Annotated in this window: 16 protein-coding genes, 1 tRNA gene and 1 pseudogene; 13 read left to right on the forward strand and 5 right to left on the reverse strand. The window is 72.1% G+C overall.

Annotation, left to right across the window (positions count from 1 at the left end; genetic code table 11):
- From fdnG to FJM51_RS23910, 7 genes and pseudogenes are all read left to right on the forward strand, one after another.
- A complete protein-coding gene (gene fdnG, locus FJM51_RS19690; protein ID WP_210240356.1) occupies positions 1-2,481 on the forward strand; it encodes a formate dehydrogenase-N subunit alpha in 2,481 nt (826 codons plus the stop codon).
- Positions 2,478-3,449, forward strand: coding sequence for a formate dehydrogenase subunit beta (gene fdxH, locus FJM51_RS19695; RefSeq protein ID WP_140455849.1), 972 nt, complete (start codon positions 2,478-2,480; stop codon positions 3,447-3,449). The genes fdnG and fdxH overlap by 4 nt, the downstream gene beginning before the upstream one ends.
- A complete protein-coding gene (locus FJM51_RS19700; RefSeq protein WP_140455850.1) occupies positions 3,446-4,132 on the forward strand; it encodes a formate dehydrogenase subunit gamma in 687 nt (228 codons plus the stop codon). Before fdxH ends, FJM51_RS19700 begins: the two co-directional genes overlap by 4 nt.
- A 36-nt stretch (positions 4,133-4,168) precedes the next feature.
- Positions 4,169-5,080 carry a formate dehydrogenase accessory protein FdhE gene (fdhE, locus tag FJM51_RS19705; RefSeq protein WP_140455851.1) on the forward strand — a complete coding sequence of 304 codons (912 nt, stop codon included), beginning with the start codon at positions 4,169-4,171 and terminating at the stop codon, positions 5,078-5,080.
- Position 5,081: 1 nt separating this feature from the next.
- Complete coding sequence (selA, locus tag FJM51_RS19710; protein ID WP_140455852.1) at positions 5,082-6,428, forward strand: L-seryl-tRNA(Sec) selenium transferase; 1,347 nt, start codon at positions 5,082-5,084, stop codon at positions 6,426-6,428.
- A pseudogene (selB, locus tag FJM51_RS19715) lies at positions 6,425-8,248 on the forward strand (selenocysteine-specific translation elongation factor); the annotation flags it as partial. The gene selA and the pseudogene selB, both read left to right, overlap by 4 nt.
- A gap of 102 nt (positions 8,249-8,350) precedes the next feature.
- Positions 8,351-8,443: transfer RNA gene (locus FJM51_RS23910), tRNA-Sec, on the forward strand.
- A gap of 99 nt (positions 8,444-8,542) precedes the next feature.
- Here the strand turns inward: FJM51_RS23910 and selD are convergent.
- Entirely contained in the window at positions 8,543-9,604 is a 1,062-nt protein-coding gene (gene selD / locus FJM51_RS19720; protein WP_140455854.1) for a selenide, water dikinase SelD, read from the reverse strand.
- Positions 9,605-9,851: 247 nt separating this feature from the next.
- Here selD and FJM51_RS19725 point away from each other — a divergent pair, with 247 nt between their 5' ends.
- A complete protein-coding gene (locus FJM51_RS19725) occupies positions 9,852-10,943 on the forward strand; it encodes a transglutaminase-like domain-containing protein (protein WP_140455855.1) in 1,092 nt (363 codons plus the stop codon).
- A 323-nt stretch (positions 10,944-11,266) separates the two neighbouring features.
- On the forward strand, positions 11,267-11,476 hold the full coding sequence (locus FJM51_RS19730) for a hypothetical protein (protein WP_140455856.1): 210 nt from the start codon (positions 11,267-11,269) through the stop codon (positions 11,474-11,476).
- On the opposite strand, the gene FJM51_RS19735 is transcribed toward FJM51_RS19730, so the two are convergent.
- Complete coding sequence (locus FJM51_RS19735) at positions 11,473-12,006, reverse strand: cytochrome b (protein WP_140455857.1); 534 nt, start codon at positions 12,004-12,006, stop codon at positions 11,473-11,475. The genes FJM51_RS19730 and FJM51_RS19735 overlap by 4 nt on opposite strands.
- A gap of 77 nt (positions 12,007-12,083) precedes the next feature.
- Between FJM51_RS19735 and FJM51_RS19740 the strand changes: the two genes are divergently transcribed.
- From FJM51_RS19740 to FJM51_RS19755, 4 genes are read left to right on the forward strand one after another with little or no spacing between them, the layout of a single operon-like run.
- Positions 12,084-12,815 carry a CDP-alcohol phosphatidyltransferase family protein gene (locus FJM51_RS19740; RefSeq protein ID WP_210240357.1) on the forward strand — a complete coding sequence of 244 codons (732 nt, stop codon included), beginning with the start codon at positions 12,084-12,086 and terminating at the stop codon, positions 12,813-12,815.
- Positions 12,812-13,561, forward strand: coding sequence for an FkbM family methyltransferase (locus tag FJM51_RS19745; RefSeq protein WP_140455858.1), 750 nt, complete (start codon positions 12,812-12,814; stop codon positions 13,559-13,561). Before FJM51_RS19740 ends, FJM51_RS19745 begins: the two co-directional genes overlap by 4 nt.
- On the forward strand, positions 13,558-15,144 hold the full coding sequence (locus FJM51_RS19750; protein ID WP_140455859.1) for an LTA synthase family protein: 1,587 nt from the start codon (positions 13,558-13,560) through the stop codon (positions 15,142-15,144). The genes FJM51_RS19745 and FJM51_RS19750 overlap by 4 nt, the downstream gene beginning before the upstream one ends.
- A gap of 60 nt (positions 15,145-15,204) precedes the next feature.
- The gene (locus FJM51_RS19755) at positions 15,205-16,206 is read left to right on the forward strand and encodes an LLM class flavin-dependent oxidoreductase (protein ID WP_140455860.1); all 1,002 of its coding nucleotides are present in this window, start codon (positions 15,205-15,207) and stop codon (positions 16,204-16,206) included.
- 91 nt (positions 16,207-16,297) lie between these two features.
- Here the strand turns inward: FJM51_RS19755 and upp are convergent, their stop codons facing one another.
- The 3 genes from upp to hisC form a co-directional block, all read right to left on the reverse strand.
- Positions 16,298-16,936, reverse strand: a complete 639-nt coding sequence (upp, locus tag FJM51_RS19760) for a uracil phosphoribosyltransferase (RefSeq protein WP_267901467.1) — start codon at positions 16,934-16,936, stop codon at positions 16,298-16,300.
- 180 nt (positions 16,937-17,116) lie between these two features.
- Positions 17,117-18,037, reverse strand: coding sequence for a prephenate/arogenate dehydrogenase family protein (locus FJM51_RS19765; RefSeq protein WP_181164654.1), 921 nt, complete (start codon positions 18,035-18,037; stop codon positions 17,117-17,119).
- Positions 18,037-19,134, reverse strand: a complete 1,098-nt coding sequence (hisC, locus tag FJM51_RS19770; protein ID WP_140455862.1) for a histidinol-phosphate transaminase — start codon at positions 19,132-19,134, stop codon at positions 18,037-18,039. The genes FJM51_RS19765 and hisC overlap by 1 nt, the downstream gene beginning before the upstream one ends.
- Positions 19,135-19,183: the final 49 nt, after the last annotated feature.

Below are 19,183 nucleotides of genomic sequence, written 5' to 3' on the forward strand. Positions count from 1 at the left end.
GTGGCCAGTCTGGCCCCAAGCTTCGGTCGCGGTGCGATGACCAACTCCTGGACGGACATCAAGAATACCGACCTCGTCATCGTGATGGGCGGCAACGCGGCGGAGGCGCATCCCTGCGGCTTCAAATGGGTGACGGAGGCGAAGGCGCGTCGCGGCGCCCGGCTGATCGTCGTCGACCCGCGCTTCACCCGCACGGCCTCGGTCGCGGATTACTACGCCCCGATCCGGCCCGGCTCGGACATCGCCTGGCTGATGGGGATGATCCGCTGGATGATCGAGAACGACAAGGTCCAGTGGGACTACGTCAGGAACTACACGAACGCGAGCCTGCTCGTGAACGAGGGCTTCGGCTGGTCCGACGGGCTCTTCACCGGCTACGAGCCGGAGAAGCGCAACTACGACATGTCGACCTGGGAATACCAGATCGGCGATGACGGCTTCGCGCTCACCGACCCCACGCTCCGGGATCCGCGCTGCGTCTGGAACCTCTTGAAGGCGCATGTCGATCCCTACACGCCCGAGATGGTGGAGCGGATCTGCGGCACGCCGAAGGACCGGTTCCTGCGTATCGCGGAGATGATCGGGGAGTGCTCGGCGCCGGACAAGGTCATGACCTCGATGTACGCGCTCGGCTGGACCCAGCATTCCAAGGGCGCGCAGAACATCCGCGGCATGGCGATGCTCCAGCTCATCCTCGGCAACATAGGGATGCGCGGCGGCGGCATGAACGCGCTGCGCGGGCATTCGAACATCCAGGGCCTGACCGACATGGGGCTCATGTCGAACCTGCTCCCCGGCTATCTCAACATGCCGACGGAGAAGGACACCGATTTCGACACCTACCTGTCGAAGCGACAATACAAGCCGCTCCGGCCCGACCAGACGAGCTACTGGCAGAACTATCCGAAGTTCATGGTCTCCTACCTCAAGGCGATGTGGGGCGATCATGCGACGAAGGAGAACGGCTGGTGCTTCGACTACCTGCCGAAGCTCGACGTCGCGAACTACGACATCCTCCGGATGTTCGACATGATGTACAAGGGGGAGGTCAATCTCTACTTCTGCCAAGGGTTCAATCCGCTCCTCGCCTTCCCGAACCGCGCCAAGCTGACGACGGCGCTCTCGAAGCTGAAACTCCTCGTCACGATGGACCCGCTCGAGACCGAGACCTCGCGCTTCTGGGAGAACCACGGCGACTTCAACGACGTGGACCCGGCGGCGATCGAGACCGAGGTGATCCAGCTTCCCACCACCTGCTTCGCGGAGGAGGAGGGCTCGCTCACCAACTCGGGGCGCTGGCTGCAATGGCACTGGCCGGGCGGCTCGCCTCCGGGCGAGGCGAAGCACGACACCTGGATCATGGCGCAGATCTTCCTGCGCGTGCGCGAACTCTACCGCCAGGAAGGCGGGACCGTGCCCGAGCCGATCCTGAATCTCAACTGGGACTACGCCGATCCGAACGAGCCGACGGCCGAGGAACTGGCGAAGGAGATCAACGGCCGGGCGCTCGGCCAGGTGACCGATCTGGTCGACACCTCCAAGGTGCTCGCCGAGCCCGGAAAGCTGCTCCAGAACTTCACCCAGCTGCGCGACGACGGCTCGACCTCCTCGGGCTGCTGGATCTATTCCGGCTGCTGGAACGAGCAGGGCAACAACATGGCGCGGCGGGATACCTCCGATCCCGACGGGACCGGGGCCTATCTCAACTGGTCCTGGTCCTGGCCGGTCAACCGGCGCATCCTCTACAACCGCGCCTCGGCCGATCTCGACGGCAACCCCTGGGATCCGGAGCGCAAGCTCGTCTGGTGGAACGGCGAGAAATGGATCGGCTACGACGTGCCCGACATCGCGGTGACCGCGAAGCCAGGCACCGTGATGCCCTTCATCATGAATCCGGAGGGCGTGTCGCGGCTCTTCTCGCGCGGGCTGATGCGCGACGGGCCGTTCCCGATCCACATGGAGCCGTTCGAATCGCCGGTCGCGAACTTCCTCAACCCCGATCTGCGCGGCAACCCCGCCGCCCGGATCTTCGAGGACGACGCGGCGCAGCTGGCGACCTCCGCCGACTTCCCGCATGTCGGCACCTCCTACCGGCTGACCGAGCATTTCCACTACTGGACGAAGCACAACCCGGTGAATTCGGTGCTTCAGCCGGAATTCTTCGTGGAGATCTCGGAGGAACTCGCCAAGGAGAAGGGGATCGGCAATGCCGACTGGGTCCGGGTCTGGTCGAACCGCGGCTCTATCAAGGCGAAGGCCTATGTCACGAAGCGCCTCAAGCCGCTGATGTGCGACGGCAAGGCGCTGCACGTCGTCGGCATCCCGCTGCACTGGGGCTTCACCGGCGCCGCGCGCAAGGGGTTCGGGCCGAATTCGCTCACGCCCTTCGTCGGCGACGCGAATGTGGAGACGCCCGAATCCAAGGCCTTCCTCGTCAATATCGAGAAGACCACCCCGCCAACGGAAGGAGCCACGTCATGACCGCGGCGACGCCTCCGACCACCGCGCGGTCGAACCCGCCGGTCGAGCAGCTCGAGTCCTACTTCGGACCCCAGGATCTCGTCCGGCGCTCCGCGACCCTCGACCAGCCCGCGCCGGAACGCGAGCTCACGAAGGTCGCGAAGCTCATCGACGTGACCCGGTGCATCGGCTGCAAGGCCTGCCAGTCGGCCTGTATCGAGTGGAACGACACCCATCCGGAAATGGAGGATTTCGCGGGCAGCTACATGAACCCGCACGATCTCACGCCGGAAATGTTCACGCTGATGCGGTTCACCGAATGGGAGAACCCGGAGACCAACCAGCTCGAATGGCTGATCCGCAAGGACGGCTGCATGCATTGCGAGGATCCGGGCTGCCTCAAGGCCTGCCCGGCGCCGGGCGCGATCGTGCAGTATTCCAACGGGATCGTCGATTTCATCCACGAGAACTGCATCGGCTGCGGCTACTGCGTCTCGGGATGCCCGTTCGACATCCCGCGCGTCTCCAAGGTCACCAACGTGGCCTACAAGTGCACGCTCTGTTCCGACCGCGTCGCGGTCGGCCAGGGGCCGGCCTGCGCCAAGGCCTGCCCGACCGAATGCATCAGCTTCGGCACCAAGGACGACATGAAGGCCCAGGCCGAGGAGCGGATCGCGGAACTGAAATCGCGCGGTTTCGAGAATGCCGGGCTCTACGACCCGGACGGCGTCGGCGGCACGCATGTGATGTATGTGCTCCACCACGCCGACAAGCCGGAGGTCTACGCCGGCCTGCCCGCCGAGCCCCGGATCTCGCCGGTGGTCGAGACCTGGAAGGGCGTCACCAAATATCTCGGCCTCGCCGCGATCGGGGCGATGGCGGTCGGCACGACGCTGCACGGGCTGATGGGGCGGGCGAACAAGGTCAGCCACGAGGACGAGGAGAAGGCCGAGGACCTCGTGGAGACCGAGGAGGGGACGAAGCGATGAAAAAGCGCGTCTACTCGCAGTCGGGCGACCGGATCGAAACCGTCGATCCGGTCTCGGTCCGCCGCTACGGGCCATGGACCCGGGGCAACCACTGGCTGACGGCGGGCTGCCTCGTCCTGCTGCTCGTCTCCGGCCTCTCCTTCTTCCACCCGTCGCTCTATTTCCTCTCCGGCCTCTTCGGCGGCGGGCAGACGGCGCGGATGCTCCATCCCTGGATCGGCGTCGTGCTGTTCCTGAGCTTCCTCGTGCTGTTTCTCCGCATGGTCCGGCTGAACCTGCCCACGCGCGAGGATGGCGTCTGGCTCTCGCAACCCGGCAAGGTGCTGGCCGCGAAGGAGGAGGAACTGCCCGAGATGGGCAAGTACAACGGCGCCCAGAAGATCGTCTTCTGGGCGATGACCGGCCTCATCATCGTGCTGATCATCTCCGGCATCATGATGTGGGAGCAGTATTTCGACGGGCTGGTCACGATCCCGACCCGCCGGATCGCGACCATCACCCATTCGATCGCCGCGGTGTTGATCATCTGCGTCTTCATCGTCCATGTCTACGCGGCGATCTGGACGCGGGGCACGATCCGCGCCATGACTCGGGGAACGGTGACCGGCGGCTGGGCCTTCAAGCATCACCGCAAATGGCTGCGGGAACTGGCCCGGCTCGACCGGGCGGGCCCGGCGAAGTAACCCCTGACCTGTGGCCGGTCGGCCCGGAGGTACGCATTGCCCGCTGAGATCGCACCCGACCCGTCCCGGATCGGGGTCATCGCCGACCCCCCGTTCGCAATCCCGCCCGATCCCGCCGCGCTCTTCGCGCGACGGGCTACCCGCCTCGCCTTCCTCGCGAAATCGAGCCGGCTCGGACCCTATCTGAGCTTCCTCTCGGAACTCGCGGGAACGCAGGCCAAACTCGCAGCCGCGCTTCCCGCGCCCGCCCCGCTCCCCGCGGAACAGGTCGCCCGGGCGCGCGCCGCCGGGTTGCCCCCGATCGAGGGCGCCGCGCTCGCGCGGTCCGGGGATCTCGCCACCACCATCTCCGCCTTCCTCGACGCCGCCGGGGCGATCCCGAAGCCCGAGCCCGCCCGCGCCGCGCTCGACCTCGCCCGCGCGGCGGGCCGGGGGGAATGGGAGCGGATGGCGCTGAACCTGATCGCGGCCACCGTCCCGGCCGAGGAGGCGGCGGTGCATCTCTACGTCGCCGCCGGGCTCCAGATCCACGCCGCCCGCCTCGCCGCCACGCTCGACGCGAAGCGCCTCGTCCCGGTCGGCACCGGCGCCTGTCCCTGCTGCGGCGGAAGGCCCGCGGTCTCGCTCGTGATGGCGCTCCCGAAGGTCGAGGGCGTGCGCTACGCCGCCTGCGCCACCTGCCAGACCCTCTGGAACGAGGTGCGGGTCAAATGCCTCGCCTGCGGCTCGACGAAGGGCATCGGCTACCGCTCGCTCGACGCCGAGGGCTCGGTCATCAAGGCCGAGGTCTGCGACTCCTGCCATTCCTGGGTGAAGACCCTCTACCAGACGAAGGACGCCGGGCTCGAGCAGATCGCCGACGACGTGGCGAGCCTCGGGCTCGACGCGCTGATGGGCGGCACCGACTGGCGCCGCGCGGGCTTCGACCCGTTCCTGATCGGCTACTGAGATGGACGGCCGCGAGACGCTCCGCGACCTGCCCTCGGTCGACCGGCTGCTCCGGGCGAACGCCGCGCTCGTCGAACGCCACGGCCGCGCCCCGGTGACGGAGGCGGCGCGCGCCCTTCTCGCGGAGATCCGCGCCGGCGCTTCGATGCCGCCCGACCTGGGCGCCGCGCTGGCCGAGCGCCTCGCGGCGGCGGAACGCTCGAACCTGCGCCCGCTCTTCAACCTCACCGGCACGATCCTGCACACCAACCTCGGCCGCGCGCTGCTGGCCGAGGCGGCCGTCGAGGCCGCCACCGCCGCGATGCGCGAGGCCGCGGCGCTCGAATTCGACCTCGGAACCGGCCGCCGCGGCGAGCGCGACTCCCACCTGCGCGGCCTGCTCACCGAGCTCACCGGCGCCGAGGATGCGACGGTCGTCAACAACAACGCCGCCGCCGTGCTGATCGCGCTGAACACGCTTGGGCAGGGCCGCGAGGCCATCGTCTCGCGTGGCGAGCTCATAGAGATCGGCGGCGCCTTCCGGATGCCCGACATCATGGAGCGCGCGGGCGTGAGGCTGCGCGAGGTCGGCACCACCAACCGCACCCATGCGAAGGACTACCGCGCCGCGCTCTCCCCCGAGACCGCGCTGATCCTGAAGGTGCATCCGTCGAACTACCGGATCGAGGGCTTCACGAAGGAGGTCCCCGGCACTGACCTCGCCGCCATCGCGCGCGAGGCCGGCGCGCCGCTCCTCAACGACCTCGGCTCCGGCACGCTGATCGACCTGTCCCGCTTCGGACTCGCGCGCGAACCGACCGTGCGCGAGGCGGTGGCCGAGGGCGCGGATATCGTCACCTTCTCCGGCGACAAGCTGCTCGGCGGGCCGCAGGCCGGGATCATCGTCGGCCGCCGCGACCTGATCGCGGCGATCAACGCCAATCCGCTGAAACGCGCGCTCCGCCTCGACAAGATCCGCCTCGCCGCGCTCGAGGCGACGCTCCGCCTCTACCGCGACCCCGACCGGCTGACCGGGCGCCTGCCGACCGCCCGCGCCATGGCCCGGCCCGAGCCCGAGATCCGCGCGCTGGCCGAAAGCCTCGCGCCCCGCGTCGCCGCCTGCCTCCCCGACGTCACGGTCGAAGTCACCGGCTGCGCCAGCCAGATCGGCTCCGGCGCGCTCCCCGTAGAGACGCTGCCGAGCGCGGGCCTGCGTCTCTCGGGGCCCGCGCCGGAGAAGCTCGCCGCCGCCTTCCGCGCGCTGCCCCGGCCGATCCTCGGCCGCGTCGCGGGCGGCGCGCTGATCCTCGACCTGCGTTGCCTGGAGGACGAGGCCGGCTTCCTCGAAAGCCTCGCAGCCTTGCCATGATCATCGGCACGGCGGGCCATATCGACCACGGCAAGACCGCGCTCGTGAAGGCGCTCACGGGCGTGGACGCCGACCGGCTCGCCGAGGAGAAGGCGCGCGGCATCACCATCGACCTCGGCTTCGCCTACCGCCACCTGCCCGGCGCGCCGGAACACGCGATCTCCGGCTTCGTCGACGTGCCCGGCCACGAGCGGTTCGTGCACACGATGCTCGCCGGCGCGGGCGGGATCGACTTCGCGCTGATCGTCGTCGCGGCGGACGACGGGGTGATGCCGCAGACGCGCGAGCATGTGGCGATCCTCGACCTGCTCGGGCTGAGCCTGGGCGCGGTGGCGCTGACGAAATGCGACCTCGCGGGCGAAGCGCGCCGGGCGGAGGTCGGCGCGGAGGTCGCGGCGCTCCTCGCGGAAACCGGGCTCGCCGGCGCGCCGGTCTTCCCGGTCTCGGCCGTCACCGGAGAGGGGATCGACGCGCTCCGCGGCCACCTCGCCGGGCAGGAGCGCGCGGCCCGTCCCCGCCCCGGGCAGGGCCGCGCCCGGCTGCTCGTGGACCGCTGCTTCACGCTCAGGGGCGCGGGGACCGTCGTCACCGGAACCGTGGTTTCCGGCGCCTTCGCCACCGGCGAGCGCGTCGCGGTCAGCCCCTCGGGCCTCACCGCCCGCATCCGCTCGATCCACGCGCAGAACACGCCCGCCGAGCGCGGCGAGGCCGGGCAGCGCTGCGCGCTGAACCTCGCGGGCGAAGGCGTCGCCAGGGAGGCGATCGCGCGCGGCGACGTGGTGCTCGATCCGGCCCTCCTCGCGCCGAGCGACCGGATCGACGCGACGCTGCGCGTCCTCGCCTCCGAGCCGAGGCCGGTCGGCACCTGGTTCCCCGCCCGGCTCCACACCGGCGCGGCGGAGGTCGGCGCGCGCGTCGTGCCGCTCGGCGATCCGATCGGCCCCGGCGGCGCGGGCCTCGCGCAACTGGTGCTCGACCGCCCGGTCGCGGGCTTCGTCGGTGACCGCTACATCCTGCGCGACGTCTCCGCGCGCCGCACGCTCGGCGGCGGCGTCTTTCTCGACCTCCGTGCTCCCGCCCGGAAGCGGCGGACCGAGGCGCGGCGCGCGCTTCTCGCCGCGGCCGCGCCGCGGGATCCCGGCGCCGCGCTCGCCGGGCTGCTCGCCACCGGCGAACTGGTCGCCCCCGACGCCTTCGCCCGCGACCGCGCGCTCAGCGACGCGGAACTCGCCGCGGCCGTCGCGGCGCCCGGGGCCGAGTGGTTCGGCGGTCTGCTCGCCGCTCCGGGAGGCGTCGCCCGGCTCCGCGCGGCCATCGGGGCGGAACTCGCCGCCTGGCACGAGGCCAATCCCGAACTCCACGGCATGCCGCGCGAGAGGCTGCGCCTCGCGCTGACGCCCCGCCCGCCGAAGGAGCCCTTCCTCGATCACCTGCGCGCCGAGGCCGCCGCCGGCCGGCTGGTGCTCGACGGCGCCTTCCTCCGCCTGCCCGGCCATGTCGCCCGGCTGACCGAGGCGGACGAGGAGATCTACGCCCGGGTCGCCGGAGGCCTCGGCGGCGCGGCGCGGTTCCGCCCGCCCCGGGTTCGCGACTTCGCGGGCGAACTCGGGCTCGACGAGGCCGAGATCCGGCGGGTGATGAAGCTCTGCGCCCGCGCGGGCCGGGTCGACGAGATCGCGAAGGACCATTTCTTCCTGCGCGCCACCACCGCCGAGATGGCGGATTTCGTCCGCTCGCTCTCCGCCGCCGCGCCGGAGGGCTGGTTCACCGCCGCCGCCTTCCGCGACCGGATGGAGAACGGCCGCAAGGTCGCGATCCAGATCCTCGACTTCTTCGACCGCCAGGGCCTGACCTTGCGGCGCGGGGATCTCAGACGTATCAATCCGCATCGCGCCGATCTCTACGCGCGCGCGGGCTCCGATGGAGGAGAATCGTCCCCGGTGGGGCGTCCGGACTTCAAATCCGGGTGGGGCGGCGAGACCGTCCCGGGTGGGTTCGACTCCCATTCTCCTTCGCCGGACCCGTAGGGCGGACATCTGTCCGCCTTCCCGCGGGACCAAGGCGGACATCTATCCGCCTTCCTCGCCGCGCCGGATGGCGGACAGCTGTCCGCCCTACGCGACGACGACGACCGGATCGCCGGCCAGCACCTCGCCGATGCGCCGGGCCATCGGATAGCCGGCGGAGTGGATCGCGGCGAGGAGCAGGTCCGCCGCCCCCTCGGCGCAGGCGACGAGCAGACCGCCGGAGGTCTGCGGATCGGTGAGGAGCCTGCGCCGCCAGTCCGGCATATCCGCGGGCAGGCGTATCTCCTCGCCATAGCTCGCCCAGTTCCGCGTCGAGGCGCCGGTCGCGAAGCCGGCCTCCGCCAGCCGCTCGGCCTGTTCGAGCCAGGGCAGTTCCCGCGCCGCGATCCGGAGCGTCGCGCCCGAGCCCCGCGCCATCTCGAGCGCGTGGCCGAGGATGCCGAAGCCGGTCACGTCGGTGATCCCGCGCACCTCCGGATCGGCGGCGAGGTCCGCGCCGACGCGGTTGAGCAGCGTCGTCGAGGCGAGCATCTCGGCGTAGCCCGCCGCGTCGAGCGCGCCCTTCCGGATCGCCGCCGAATAGATCCCGACGCCGAGCCCCTTGGTCAGGATCAGCGCGTCGCCCGGCCGGGCGCCGGTGTTGCGCCGCAGCCGGTCGGGATGGACGAGGCCGGTGACCGCGAGGCCGTAGATCGGCTCCGGCGCGTCGATCGAATGGCCGCCCGCGACCGGGATCCCGGCCTCGCCGCAGACGCTGGCGCCGCCCCGCAGGATCTCCCGGATCGTCGCGGGGGCGAGCTTGTCGACCGGCATGCCGAGGATCGCCAGCGCCATGACCGGCCTGCCCCCCATCGCATAGACGTCGGAGATCGCATTGGTCGCGGCGATCCGGCCGAAGTCGAACGGGTCGTCGACCATCGGCATGAAGAAATCCGTGGTCGATATGACGCAGGCGTTCTCGTCCACCTGCCAGACGGCGGCGTCGTCCGAGGTCTCGGTCCCGACGAGCAGGTTCGGGAAGGCCCCCGGCGCCGGCTGGCCGGCGAGCAGGTCGCGCAGCACCCCCGGCGCGATCTTGCAGCCGCAGCCGCCGCCATGCGCGAGTTCCGTCAGCCGCGGTCCGGGCGCGCTTTCCAGTCCATCCGCCATCTTCGCCTCCCCTTCGTCGCGCGGGAGGATAGCCAGCGGCGCGCATTGACAAAAGGACGAAACGCCGCGGAACATCGCGCGATGGAATGCGCACACCCGGGCGCCGGCCGCGCCGCCGGCCTTCGCCGCCACGCCGCGCCCGGGCGGCGGAACCGCTTCCGCGCGGCGGTGAGGCGCGGGCGGAGCGACGCATCGACCGGGGCCACCGGAGAACCGGGGCCCGTGCCATGGCAAAGGGAGGATGGCCATGAACCGACGTGACTTTCTGGCGAGCGCCGCGGGCGTGGCGGCGCTGGGCGCGCTGCCGCGCGGCGCCTTCGCCGCGGCGGAGTTCGCTCCCCGGCCGGGCGACTGGCGCACCTTCGTCGTCACCACGACGCTCGACATCCGGAAGGAGTCGGGCCCGGTCACGGCCTGGGTGCCGCTGCCCTCGATCGCGGCGGCGGACTGGATGGCGCCGGAGGGCGACCAGTGGCGCGGCAACGCCGACGCCGCCGAGGTCGTCACCGACGCCGCGACCGGCGCGCGGATGATCCGCGCGGAATATTCCGCCGGCACCGCCGCCCCGACGCTGACGGTGATCAGCACCTTCCGGACCCGCGACCGGGGCGAGGTGCTCTCCCGGACCGACGCGCCGCCGCTCGCCGCCCCGGCGCGCGCGCGCTATCTCGCCGCGACCGAGCTGCTTCCGACCGACGGCATCGTGAGGGAGACGGCGGAGCGCGTCACCGCCGGCGCCGCGACCGACCGCGAGAAGGCGGCGGCGCTCTACGACTGGGTGGTCGAGAACACCCACCGCGTGGCCGAGGTCCGGGGCTGCGGCCTCGGCGACGTGGCGAGCATGCTGGAGAGCGGCTATCTCGGCGGCAAATGCGCCGATATCAACGCGCTCTACGTCGCGCTCGCCCGCGCCTCCGGCGTGCCGGCGCGCGATGTCTACGGGATCCGCGTCGCCCCCTCGGCCTTCGGCTACAAGAGCCTCGGCGCGGGCGGCGAGACGGTGACGAAGGCGCAGCACTGCCGGGCCGAGGTCTGGCTCGAGGGGGCGGGCTGGGTGCCCGTCGATCCCGCCGACGTGCGCAAGGTCGCCCTCGAGGAGCCGCCGGGCGACAACGCGCTCGACAGCGCGAAGGTCGCCGCCGCGCGCGCGGCCCTCTTCGGCGCCTGGGAGGGCAACTGGATGGCCTATAACGACGCGCATGACCTGGTCCTGCCGGGCTCGGAGCACCGCGTCGCCTTCCTCATGTATCCCCAGGCCGAGGTCGCGGGCGCCCTGCTCGACTGCCTCGACGCCCCGAATTTCGCTTATGCGATCAAGGCGGCGCCCATTACAACCTGAGGTGAGACGCCGTCGGCGGAATTCCGAGCATTCCGGCGCCGGCGCGAATCCGCTGTCAGCAAGGCCCCGCCGATGCCCTCCCGACGCGCCGATCGACGCTGTGCGCCGGGCGGGAAAGTGGTAGAAACGTTTCAGTCGCCATCCGCGCACCTCTGGCGGATCGTCCGGCGAGGCCGATGAGGAGTTAGCAGTCCCTCATCGGCCGCTGGCCTCCCGCCCTTCATACCGCGCCGCGGGAAGTTGCCACATCCCCCCCGAAACGTGCCATACTCCCCTCGGGCGCGCGAGGGGCGCGCCACCGCAAGCAGCGCTGGACACCGATCTTGCACGAAAGCCGCCAACGGACGAAATCCTCCCCGCCGCGGATCAGGCGCCGCCCGCGCGACCGGATCGACGAGGGATGGTTCGGCTGGTCGCCCCGCCTCGGCCCGTTCTCGCGCGCCGTCGGCTGGAGCCTCTACCTGCTCGCCGCGATCGAGCGCGCCTTCATCCGCCCCACCCGGCGGGAGGGGCTGAGGAAACGGCGGCGCTAGCGCGGCGCGACGGGCGGCCACATCCGCGCCAGCACCCCGTCGCGCCGGACGAGCGCGTGATGGAGCGCGGCGCCCACATGCAGCGCGATCACCGCGATCAGCACGATGACGGTCGTCAGATGCACGGACTTCGCCGCCAGGCTCACCGATTCGTGCTTCGAGAAGAGCGGCGGGATCCCGAGCGCGTTCAGGAGCTCGATCGGAAAGCCGCCTGTCGTGACTCGCACATAGCCGCTCACCGCCATCGTCAGCAGCAGCAGATAGAGCAGCGCGTGCGACAGCGCGGCGACGCGGCGCTGCGCGGCCGGGATGCTCTCCGGCAGCGGCGGCGGCGGGTGCCGGAGGCGCCAGACGATCCGCGCGAGGATCAGCGTGAGGAAGACCGAGCCGAGCCCCTTGTGCAGGATGAAGAGTGGATCTTGCACCGACCGGGGCAGATCCTGGATCATCGTCAGCCCAACGGGAATCATGACGAGCACGATGAGCACGGTGGTCCAATGAAAGAGACGGGAGACGGTTCCGTATCCCATGTTCCCGCGCCCCTCCCTTGCCGGCCCGGGGCCAGCATAGCAGAGCGGCGCGCCCGGACCAGCGCGGAGCGATCGCGGTGAGCGAGGTTCCGGCGGGTTTCGACCCCGCGGCCGGCCGGAGCGCCCGGCGCGGCCTCTGGGGGGCCGCGGCGCCGCTCGCCGCGCTCATCCTCGCCGCCGCCTGGGCCGCGCCCGCCGGCGCGGCGCCGGCCTGCCTCGCGCTCGCGATCTTCGCCGTCGTCGTCGCGGTGGCGCGGGGCGGGCTCGACGGATTCCACCCGCCCGACCGGTTCGGCGCCGCGAACGCCGTCACGCTCGCCCGCGCCGGGGGCGCGGCGCTGATCGCCGCCGCGGGAATCGCAGGCGCCGCGCCCGCGGGCGCCGCCGCCTGGGGCGTCGCGCTCGCCTCGGCCGCGCTGCTCGCGCTCGACGGGATCGACGGCTGGCTGGCGCGCCGCGCCGGGCTCGCCTCGCCCTTCGGCGCCCGCTTCGACATGGAGGTGGACGCGCTGACCGGCCTCGCGCTCGCGCTCCTCGTCTGGCAGATGGGCAAGGCCGGTCCCTGGGTGCTCGGCCTCGGCCTGATGCGCTACGCCTTCCTCGGCCTCGGCCGGCTCCGCCCCGCCTTCGCCGCGCCGCTGCCGCCCTCCCGGCGGCGCAAGGCGGTCTGCGTGGTCCAGCTGGCCGCGCTCACGCTCCTCGTCGCGCCGCCCGTCGTTCCGCCGCTCTCGCAGGCGATCGCCGCCGGCGCCCTCGCGCTGCTCGGCTGGTCCTTCGCGCGCGACCTTCTGTGGCTGGCGCGGCGATGACGACGCGGCCCGCCGCGCGCGATCTCGCCGGGCTTGCGCGCTCGCTCGTCATCTACCGCGCCAGGCCGTGGAAGAACCGCGCGCTCGCAAGGCTTTACGGGACGATCCTGCGGCCCGGCGATCTCGCCTTCGACATCGGCGCCCATGTCGGCAACCGGAGCCGCGCGATGCTGGCGGCGGGCGCCCGCGTCGTCGCGCTGGAGCCGCAGCCGCTCCTCCACGCCTTCCTCGCCCGCGACCTGCCGCCCGGGGCCACGCTGATCCGCGCCGCCGCGGGCGCGCGCGAGGGTACCGGACAACTCGCGATCCCGCGCCTCCATCCCACCGTCGCCTCGCTCGCCCCCGGCTTCGCCGCCGAGATGGGAACGGCGCCCGGCTTCGCACATGTGCGCTGGGACGCGGCCGAGACGGTGCGCGTCACCACGCTCGACGCGCTCATCGCCGCGCACGGCGCGCCGCGCTTCGTCAAGATCGACGTCGAAGGCTTCGAGGACGCGGTGCTGGCGGGTCTGTCGCATCCCGTCGGCTGGATCGCCTTCGAGACGCTGCCCGCCCTGCCCCGCGTCGCGGCGGCGAGCCTCGAAAGGATAAGCCTGCTCGGACGATACGAGTTCAACTTCATCTCCGGTGAGACCCGGGGCTTCGCGCTCGACGCCTGGACCGACGCCGCCGGGATCGCGGCGCTCCTCGCCCGCGCGGCCCGCTCCGGCGACGTCTATGCCCGACTGATCCGGGAGCCCGCGTGACCGGCTCCTTGGCGGGGATCGCGCTGCTGTGGCTCGGGCTGATCCTGCCCGACCGGGCGGCGGAGATCGCGCCGGGGGCGCTCGCGGTCTTTCCGCTCGAACTGCCGCCCGTGCTCCTCGGCCTCATGCTGCTCCGGGGCCGCGCGCTGACGGCGGCGCGTCTCCTGCTCGCCGCCGTCCTGGTCGCGCTGGCGGCGCTGCGGGGCGCCGACATCGCCGCCTACGCGGCCTTCGCCCGGCCGTTCAACCCCGCGCTCGACGGCGAACTCATCCCGGCGGCGGCGCGGCTCAGCGCCGGGACGATCGGAACGCCGCTGACGCTCCTGCTCTGCCTCGCGCTCGCCGCGGCGATCCTCGGCCTCGGCCTCGCGCTCTGGTGGGCCGCCGGCCGGGTCGCCCGGCTCGGTCCCGCGCGCGGCCGCGCCCGGGCCGGTCTCGCCGCGCTCTTCCTGCTCGCGCTCGTCCCCCCGGCGCTCGCCCTCGCGGGACGGCCGGCGCCCCTCGGCGACGCCCGCGCGACGCGGCTCGCCGCCGAACACCTGCGCGACACGCTCGCCGCGCGCGCGGACCTCGCCCGCTTCCGGCGCGAGGCGGCGCGCGATCCCTACGCCGCGACGCCGCCAGCCGCGATCCTGCCCGCGCTCGCGGGGCACGACATCTTCGTCGTCTTCGTCGAATCCTACGGCCGGACCGCGCTCGAGAACCCGCTCTATCGCCCCGCTACCGAGGCGCGGCTCGCCGCCGCCGAGGGGGAACTGGCCCGCGCCGGTCTCGCCGCGCGCTCCGGCTGGCTGACCGCGCCGATGATCGGCGGGCAGAGCTGGTTCGCGCATGGCACGCTGCTCTCCGGGCTCCGGATCGATTCGCAGGCCCGCTACGGCGCGCTGATCGCGAGCCCGCGGCTCACCTTCCCCCGCCTCGCCCGGCGCGCCGGCTGGCGCAGCGTCGCGGTGATGCCCGCGATCACGCTGGCCTGGCCGGAGGCGCGCTATTTCGGCTACGATACGGTGCTGGTGGCGAAGGATCTCGGCTATCGCGGCGAGCCGTTCAACTGGGTGACCATGCCCGACCAGTTCACCCTCGCCTCCTTCGAGCGCCAGGCACTCGATCCCGCGCCGCGCCCGCCGGTCATCGCGGAGATCGCGCTCATCTCCTCCCACGCGCCCTGGACGCCGATCCCGCCGCTCATCCCCTGGGCCGAGGTCGGCGACGGGACGGTGTTCGACCGCTGGGCCACGACCGGGGAGAGCCCGGAAGTGCTCTGGCGCGATCCGGAGAAGGTGCGCGCGCAATACGGCCGCGCGATCGACTACGCGCTCGCCACGACCTTCTCCTTCGCCGCGCGCCGGGCCGGGACCGCGCCGCTCCTGATCGTGCTCGGCGACCACCAGCCGGCGGAATTCGTCTCCGGCGGGATCGGCGGCCAGGACGTGCCTGTCCATGTGATCGGCCCGCCGGAACTCGTCGACCGGCTGGCGGGCTGGGGCTGGACGCCGGGGCTCAGGCCCGCGGCCGCGGTCGCGCCCCGGCCGATGGCGGCGTTCCGCGACCGGTTCCTCGCCGCCTTCGGCCCCGGCTCCTGAGCCTTTAAGCACGGGCGGAACGGGCTATATCGAGCGCGAAACCGCCCGCCGGAGCCTCCGATGATCCCCTATTCCCTGCTCGACCTCTCGCCCATTCCCGAGGGCGCCACCGCCCGCGACGCGCTCGCCAACACGCTCGATCTCGCCCGCCACGCCGAGGCGCTCGGCTACCATCGCTACTGGCTGGCGGAGCATCACAACATGCCCGGCATCGCCAGCGCGGCCACCGCCGTCGTGATCGGCGCCGTCGCCGGGGCCACGGCGCGGATCCGCGTCGGCTCGGGCGGGATCATGCTGCCGAACCACGCGCCGCTCATGGTCGCGGAGGCCTTCGGCACGCTCGCGACGCTCTATCCGGACCGGATCGACCTCGGCCTCGGCCGCGCGCCGGGGACGGACATGAACACCGCCCGGGCGCTGCGCCGGGGGCTCGACAACGGCGAGAGCTTCCCGCGTGATGTTCTTGAACTCATGGACTATCTCGGCGACGACGATCCGCGCCGGCTCGTCCACGCCGTGCCGGGGACAGGCACGCGTGTGCCGGTCTGGATCCTCGGCTCCAGCCTCTACGGCGCGCAGCTCGCCGCGCATTACGGCCTACCCTACGCCTTCGCCTCCCATTTCGCGCCCCAGGCGCTCGACCAGGCGCTCGGCGTCTATCGCGAGACCTTCCGGCCGTCGGAAACCCTCGCGAAACCGCGGTTCATGCTCGCGATCAACGTCTTCGCCGCCGAGACCGACGCCGAGGCGCGCTTCCTGCGCTCATCGATGCAGCTCGCCTTCGTCCGGCTCCGCACCGGACAGCCGGGGCCGCTGCCCCGCCCGGTCGCGGATATCGCCGCCACCGTGCCGCCCGGCGCGCTCGCGATGGCGAACGAGGCGCTTTCGGTGACGGCGGTCGGCTCGCCCGCGACGGTGGAGCGCGAACTCGGCGGCTTCCTCGAACGCTACGCGCCCGACGAGGTGATCCTGACCGGCCAGATCCACGACCACGCGGCGCGCAAACGCTCCTTCGAGATCGCCGCCGCCGCGATGAAGGCGCTCGGCGCCGTCACCGCCTGAGGCGGATCGGGCGGCGAATATGCATAGGCTTATTCGCCGCCGACACACCCGGCCCTGCGAATATGTCCATGCATATTCGCAGGGCCGGAGCTCACTTGGTCCCGAACAGCCGGTCGCCCGCGTCGCCCAGACCGGGCATGATGTAGCCCTTCTCGTTGAGCTTCCGGTCGAGCGCGGCGGTGACGATCGGCACGTCCGGATGCGCCTCCCGCATCCGTGCCACCCCCTCGGGCGCGGCGAGCAGGCAGAGGAAGCGGATGTCCCCCGCCCCCGCCTCCTTCAGGAGGTCGATGGCCGCGACCGAGGAATTGCCGGTGGCGAGCATCGGGTCGAGCGCGATCACCACCCGCTCCTCGAGATCGGCGGGAACCTTCGAATAGTATTGCACCGGCCTCAGCGTCGCCTCGTCGCGGTAGAGCCCGACGAAGCCGACGCGGGCCGAGGGGATGAGTTCCAGCACCCCGTCGAGCAGCCCGTTGCCCGCGCGCAGGATCGAGATCAGCGCGAGCTTCTTGCCGGCCAGCGCCGGCGCCTCCATCTCGGTCAGCGGCGTCTCGATCGTGCGCGTCGTCATCGGCAGGTCGCGCGTCACCTCGTAGGCGAGCAGCAGGCTGATCTCGCGCAGGAGGCGGCGGAATCCGGCGGTCGAGGTCTCGCGCTCGCGCATCAGGGTCAGCTTGTGCTGGACCAGCGGGTGCTTCACGACGGTCAGATGCGGGGTTTCGGTCACGTCTGCGATCTCCGGAAAAGCGCGGGGTTTCGGCGCCATGCCGTTCGATCTTGTCACCGGCGGGAGGCGATGGGCAACGGCGAAGTCCGGCGCCGGCTCCGGAAGGCCGGGTTCGGCCGTGTCGCGCGGCCCGGCCGGGGGCCACGCGCGCGGGACGGCCGGCCGGTGCTCCGAGCGCCGCTACCCGGCCGGGGCCGGCTGGGCGGCGCGGCCGAAATCGGGGGCGGCGGTGTCCTGGCCCGCGTCGATGATGCCGCGCCGGATCGCCCGCGTGCGGGTGAAATAGGCGCGCAGATGCTCCCCGTCGCCGAGCCGGATCGCACGCTGGAGCGCGAAGAGTTCCTCGGTGAAGCGGCCGAGGATGTCGAGCGTCGCCTCCTTGTTGTTGAGGAAGACGTCGCGCCACATCGTCGGATCGGAGGCGGCGATGCGGGTGAAGTCGCGGAAGCCGGCGGCGGAATACTTGATGACCTCGCTCTCGGTCACGCGACTGAGGTCGTCCGCGACGCCCACCATCGTATAGGCGATCAGATGCGGCACATGGCTCGTCACCGCGAGGACGAGGTCGTGGTGCTCGGCGTCCATCACCTCGACATTGGCGCCGAGCGCCTGCCAGAACGCCTCGAGCGCGGCGACGGCGCGCGGATCGGTGTCGGCGGGCGGGGTCAGCACGCACCAGCGGTTGTCGAAGAGCGCGGCGAAGCCCGCGGCCGGGCCGCTGTGCTCGGTCCCGGCGAGCGGGTGGCCGGGCACGAAATGCACGCCTTCGGGCAGGAGCGGCCGGATCGCGGCGATGACCGAGCCCTTGACCGAGCCGACGTCGGAGACGGTGGCGCCGGGTTCCAGCGCCGGGGCGATCTCTTCCATCACCCCCGCCATCGCGCCGACGGGCACGCAGAGGATCACCAGATCGGCGCCCCGTACCGCCCCGGCGGCGGTGTCGTGGATCTCGCCGAGCCCGAGCCGCCGCGCCTCCTCCCGCGTCGCCCCGGTCCGGGCATGGCCGGTGACGGTGACGGGAAGCCCCGCGCGGCGGATCGCGTGGCTGATCGAGGAGGCGATCAGCCCGAGGCCGATCAGGGCGACGCGCCGGTAGGCCATCAGACGCGGGCCTCCGCGAAGGCGCGCACCACTTCCGCCACGCGGGCGCAGGCCTCGGCGTCGCCGATGGTGATCCTGAGGCAATCGGGCAGGCCGTAGCTTGCGACGCGGCGCACGATGATTCCGGCCTCGCGCAGCGCGCGGTCGCAGGCCTCGGCCTCGGCCGCGTCGCGGAAGCGCGCGAGGATGAAATTCGCGTGGCTCTCGTCGGAGGGGATCCCCGCGGCGGCGAGATCGGCGGCGAGCCGGGCGCGGTTCCCGGCGTTGAGCGCGCGGCAGCGGTCGGCATGGGCGGTGTCGCGGATCGCCGCCTCCGCGGTCACCAGCGCCGGGCCGGAGAGGTTGAACGGCCCGCGCACGCGGTTGAGCGCCGCGATCACGTGGTCCGGGCCGTAGCCCCAGCCGACGCGAAGCCCGCCGAGCCCGTGGATCTTCGAGAAGGTGCGGGTCATCACGACGTTGTCGCGCGCCTCGACGAGCCGCGCGGAGCCGTCGAAATCCCCGCCGACGAATTCCGCGTAGGCGCCGTCTACGACGAGGAGCGCCTCCGGCGGCAGCCCCTCGGCGAGGCGGCGGATCTCCTCCGCGCCGACCAGCGTGCCGGTCGGATTGGCGGGATTGGCGAAGAAGACCAGCCGCGTGCGTCCGGTGCAGGCGGCGAGGATCGCGTCGACGTCGACCCGGCGCTCGCGCTCGGGGACGACGACCGGCGTCGCCCCGGCGGCGAGGGCGACGATGCGGTACATGCCGAAACCGTGCTCGGTATGAATCACCTCGTCGCCCTCGCCGGCGTAGGTCTGGGCGAGGAAGGTCAGGATCTCGTCCGATCCGGCGCCGCAGATGACGCGCTCCGGATCGAGCCCGTGCACCGCGCCGATCGCGGCGCGCAGCGCGCCGTGGCCGCTGTCGGGATAGAGCGCGAGATCGGCGGCGGAGGCCGCGAAGGCGGCGAGCGCGTCGGGGCTCGGGCCGTAGGGATTCTCGTTCGAGCTCAGCTTCAGCGCCCTCAGGCCGCCGATCCTGCTCTCGCCGCCCACGTAGAGCGCGATGTCGAGGATGCCGGGACGCGGACGGATCGTCGGATGGGGCTCGGACATGACGGGGCCTCTGGCGGAAACTGGCCGTCTCCTATCCCGCCGGGGCGCC

The sequence above is a fragment of the Amaricoccus solimangrovi genome, assembly GCF_006385685.1.
GTDB lineage: Bacteria > Pseudomonadota > Alphaproteobacteria > Rhodobacterales > Rhodobacteraceae > Amaricoccus > Amaricoccus solimangrovi.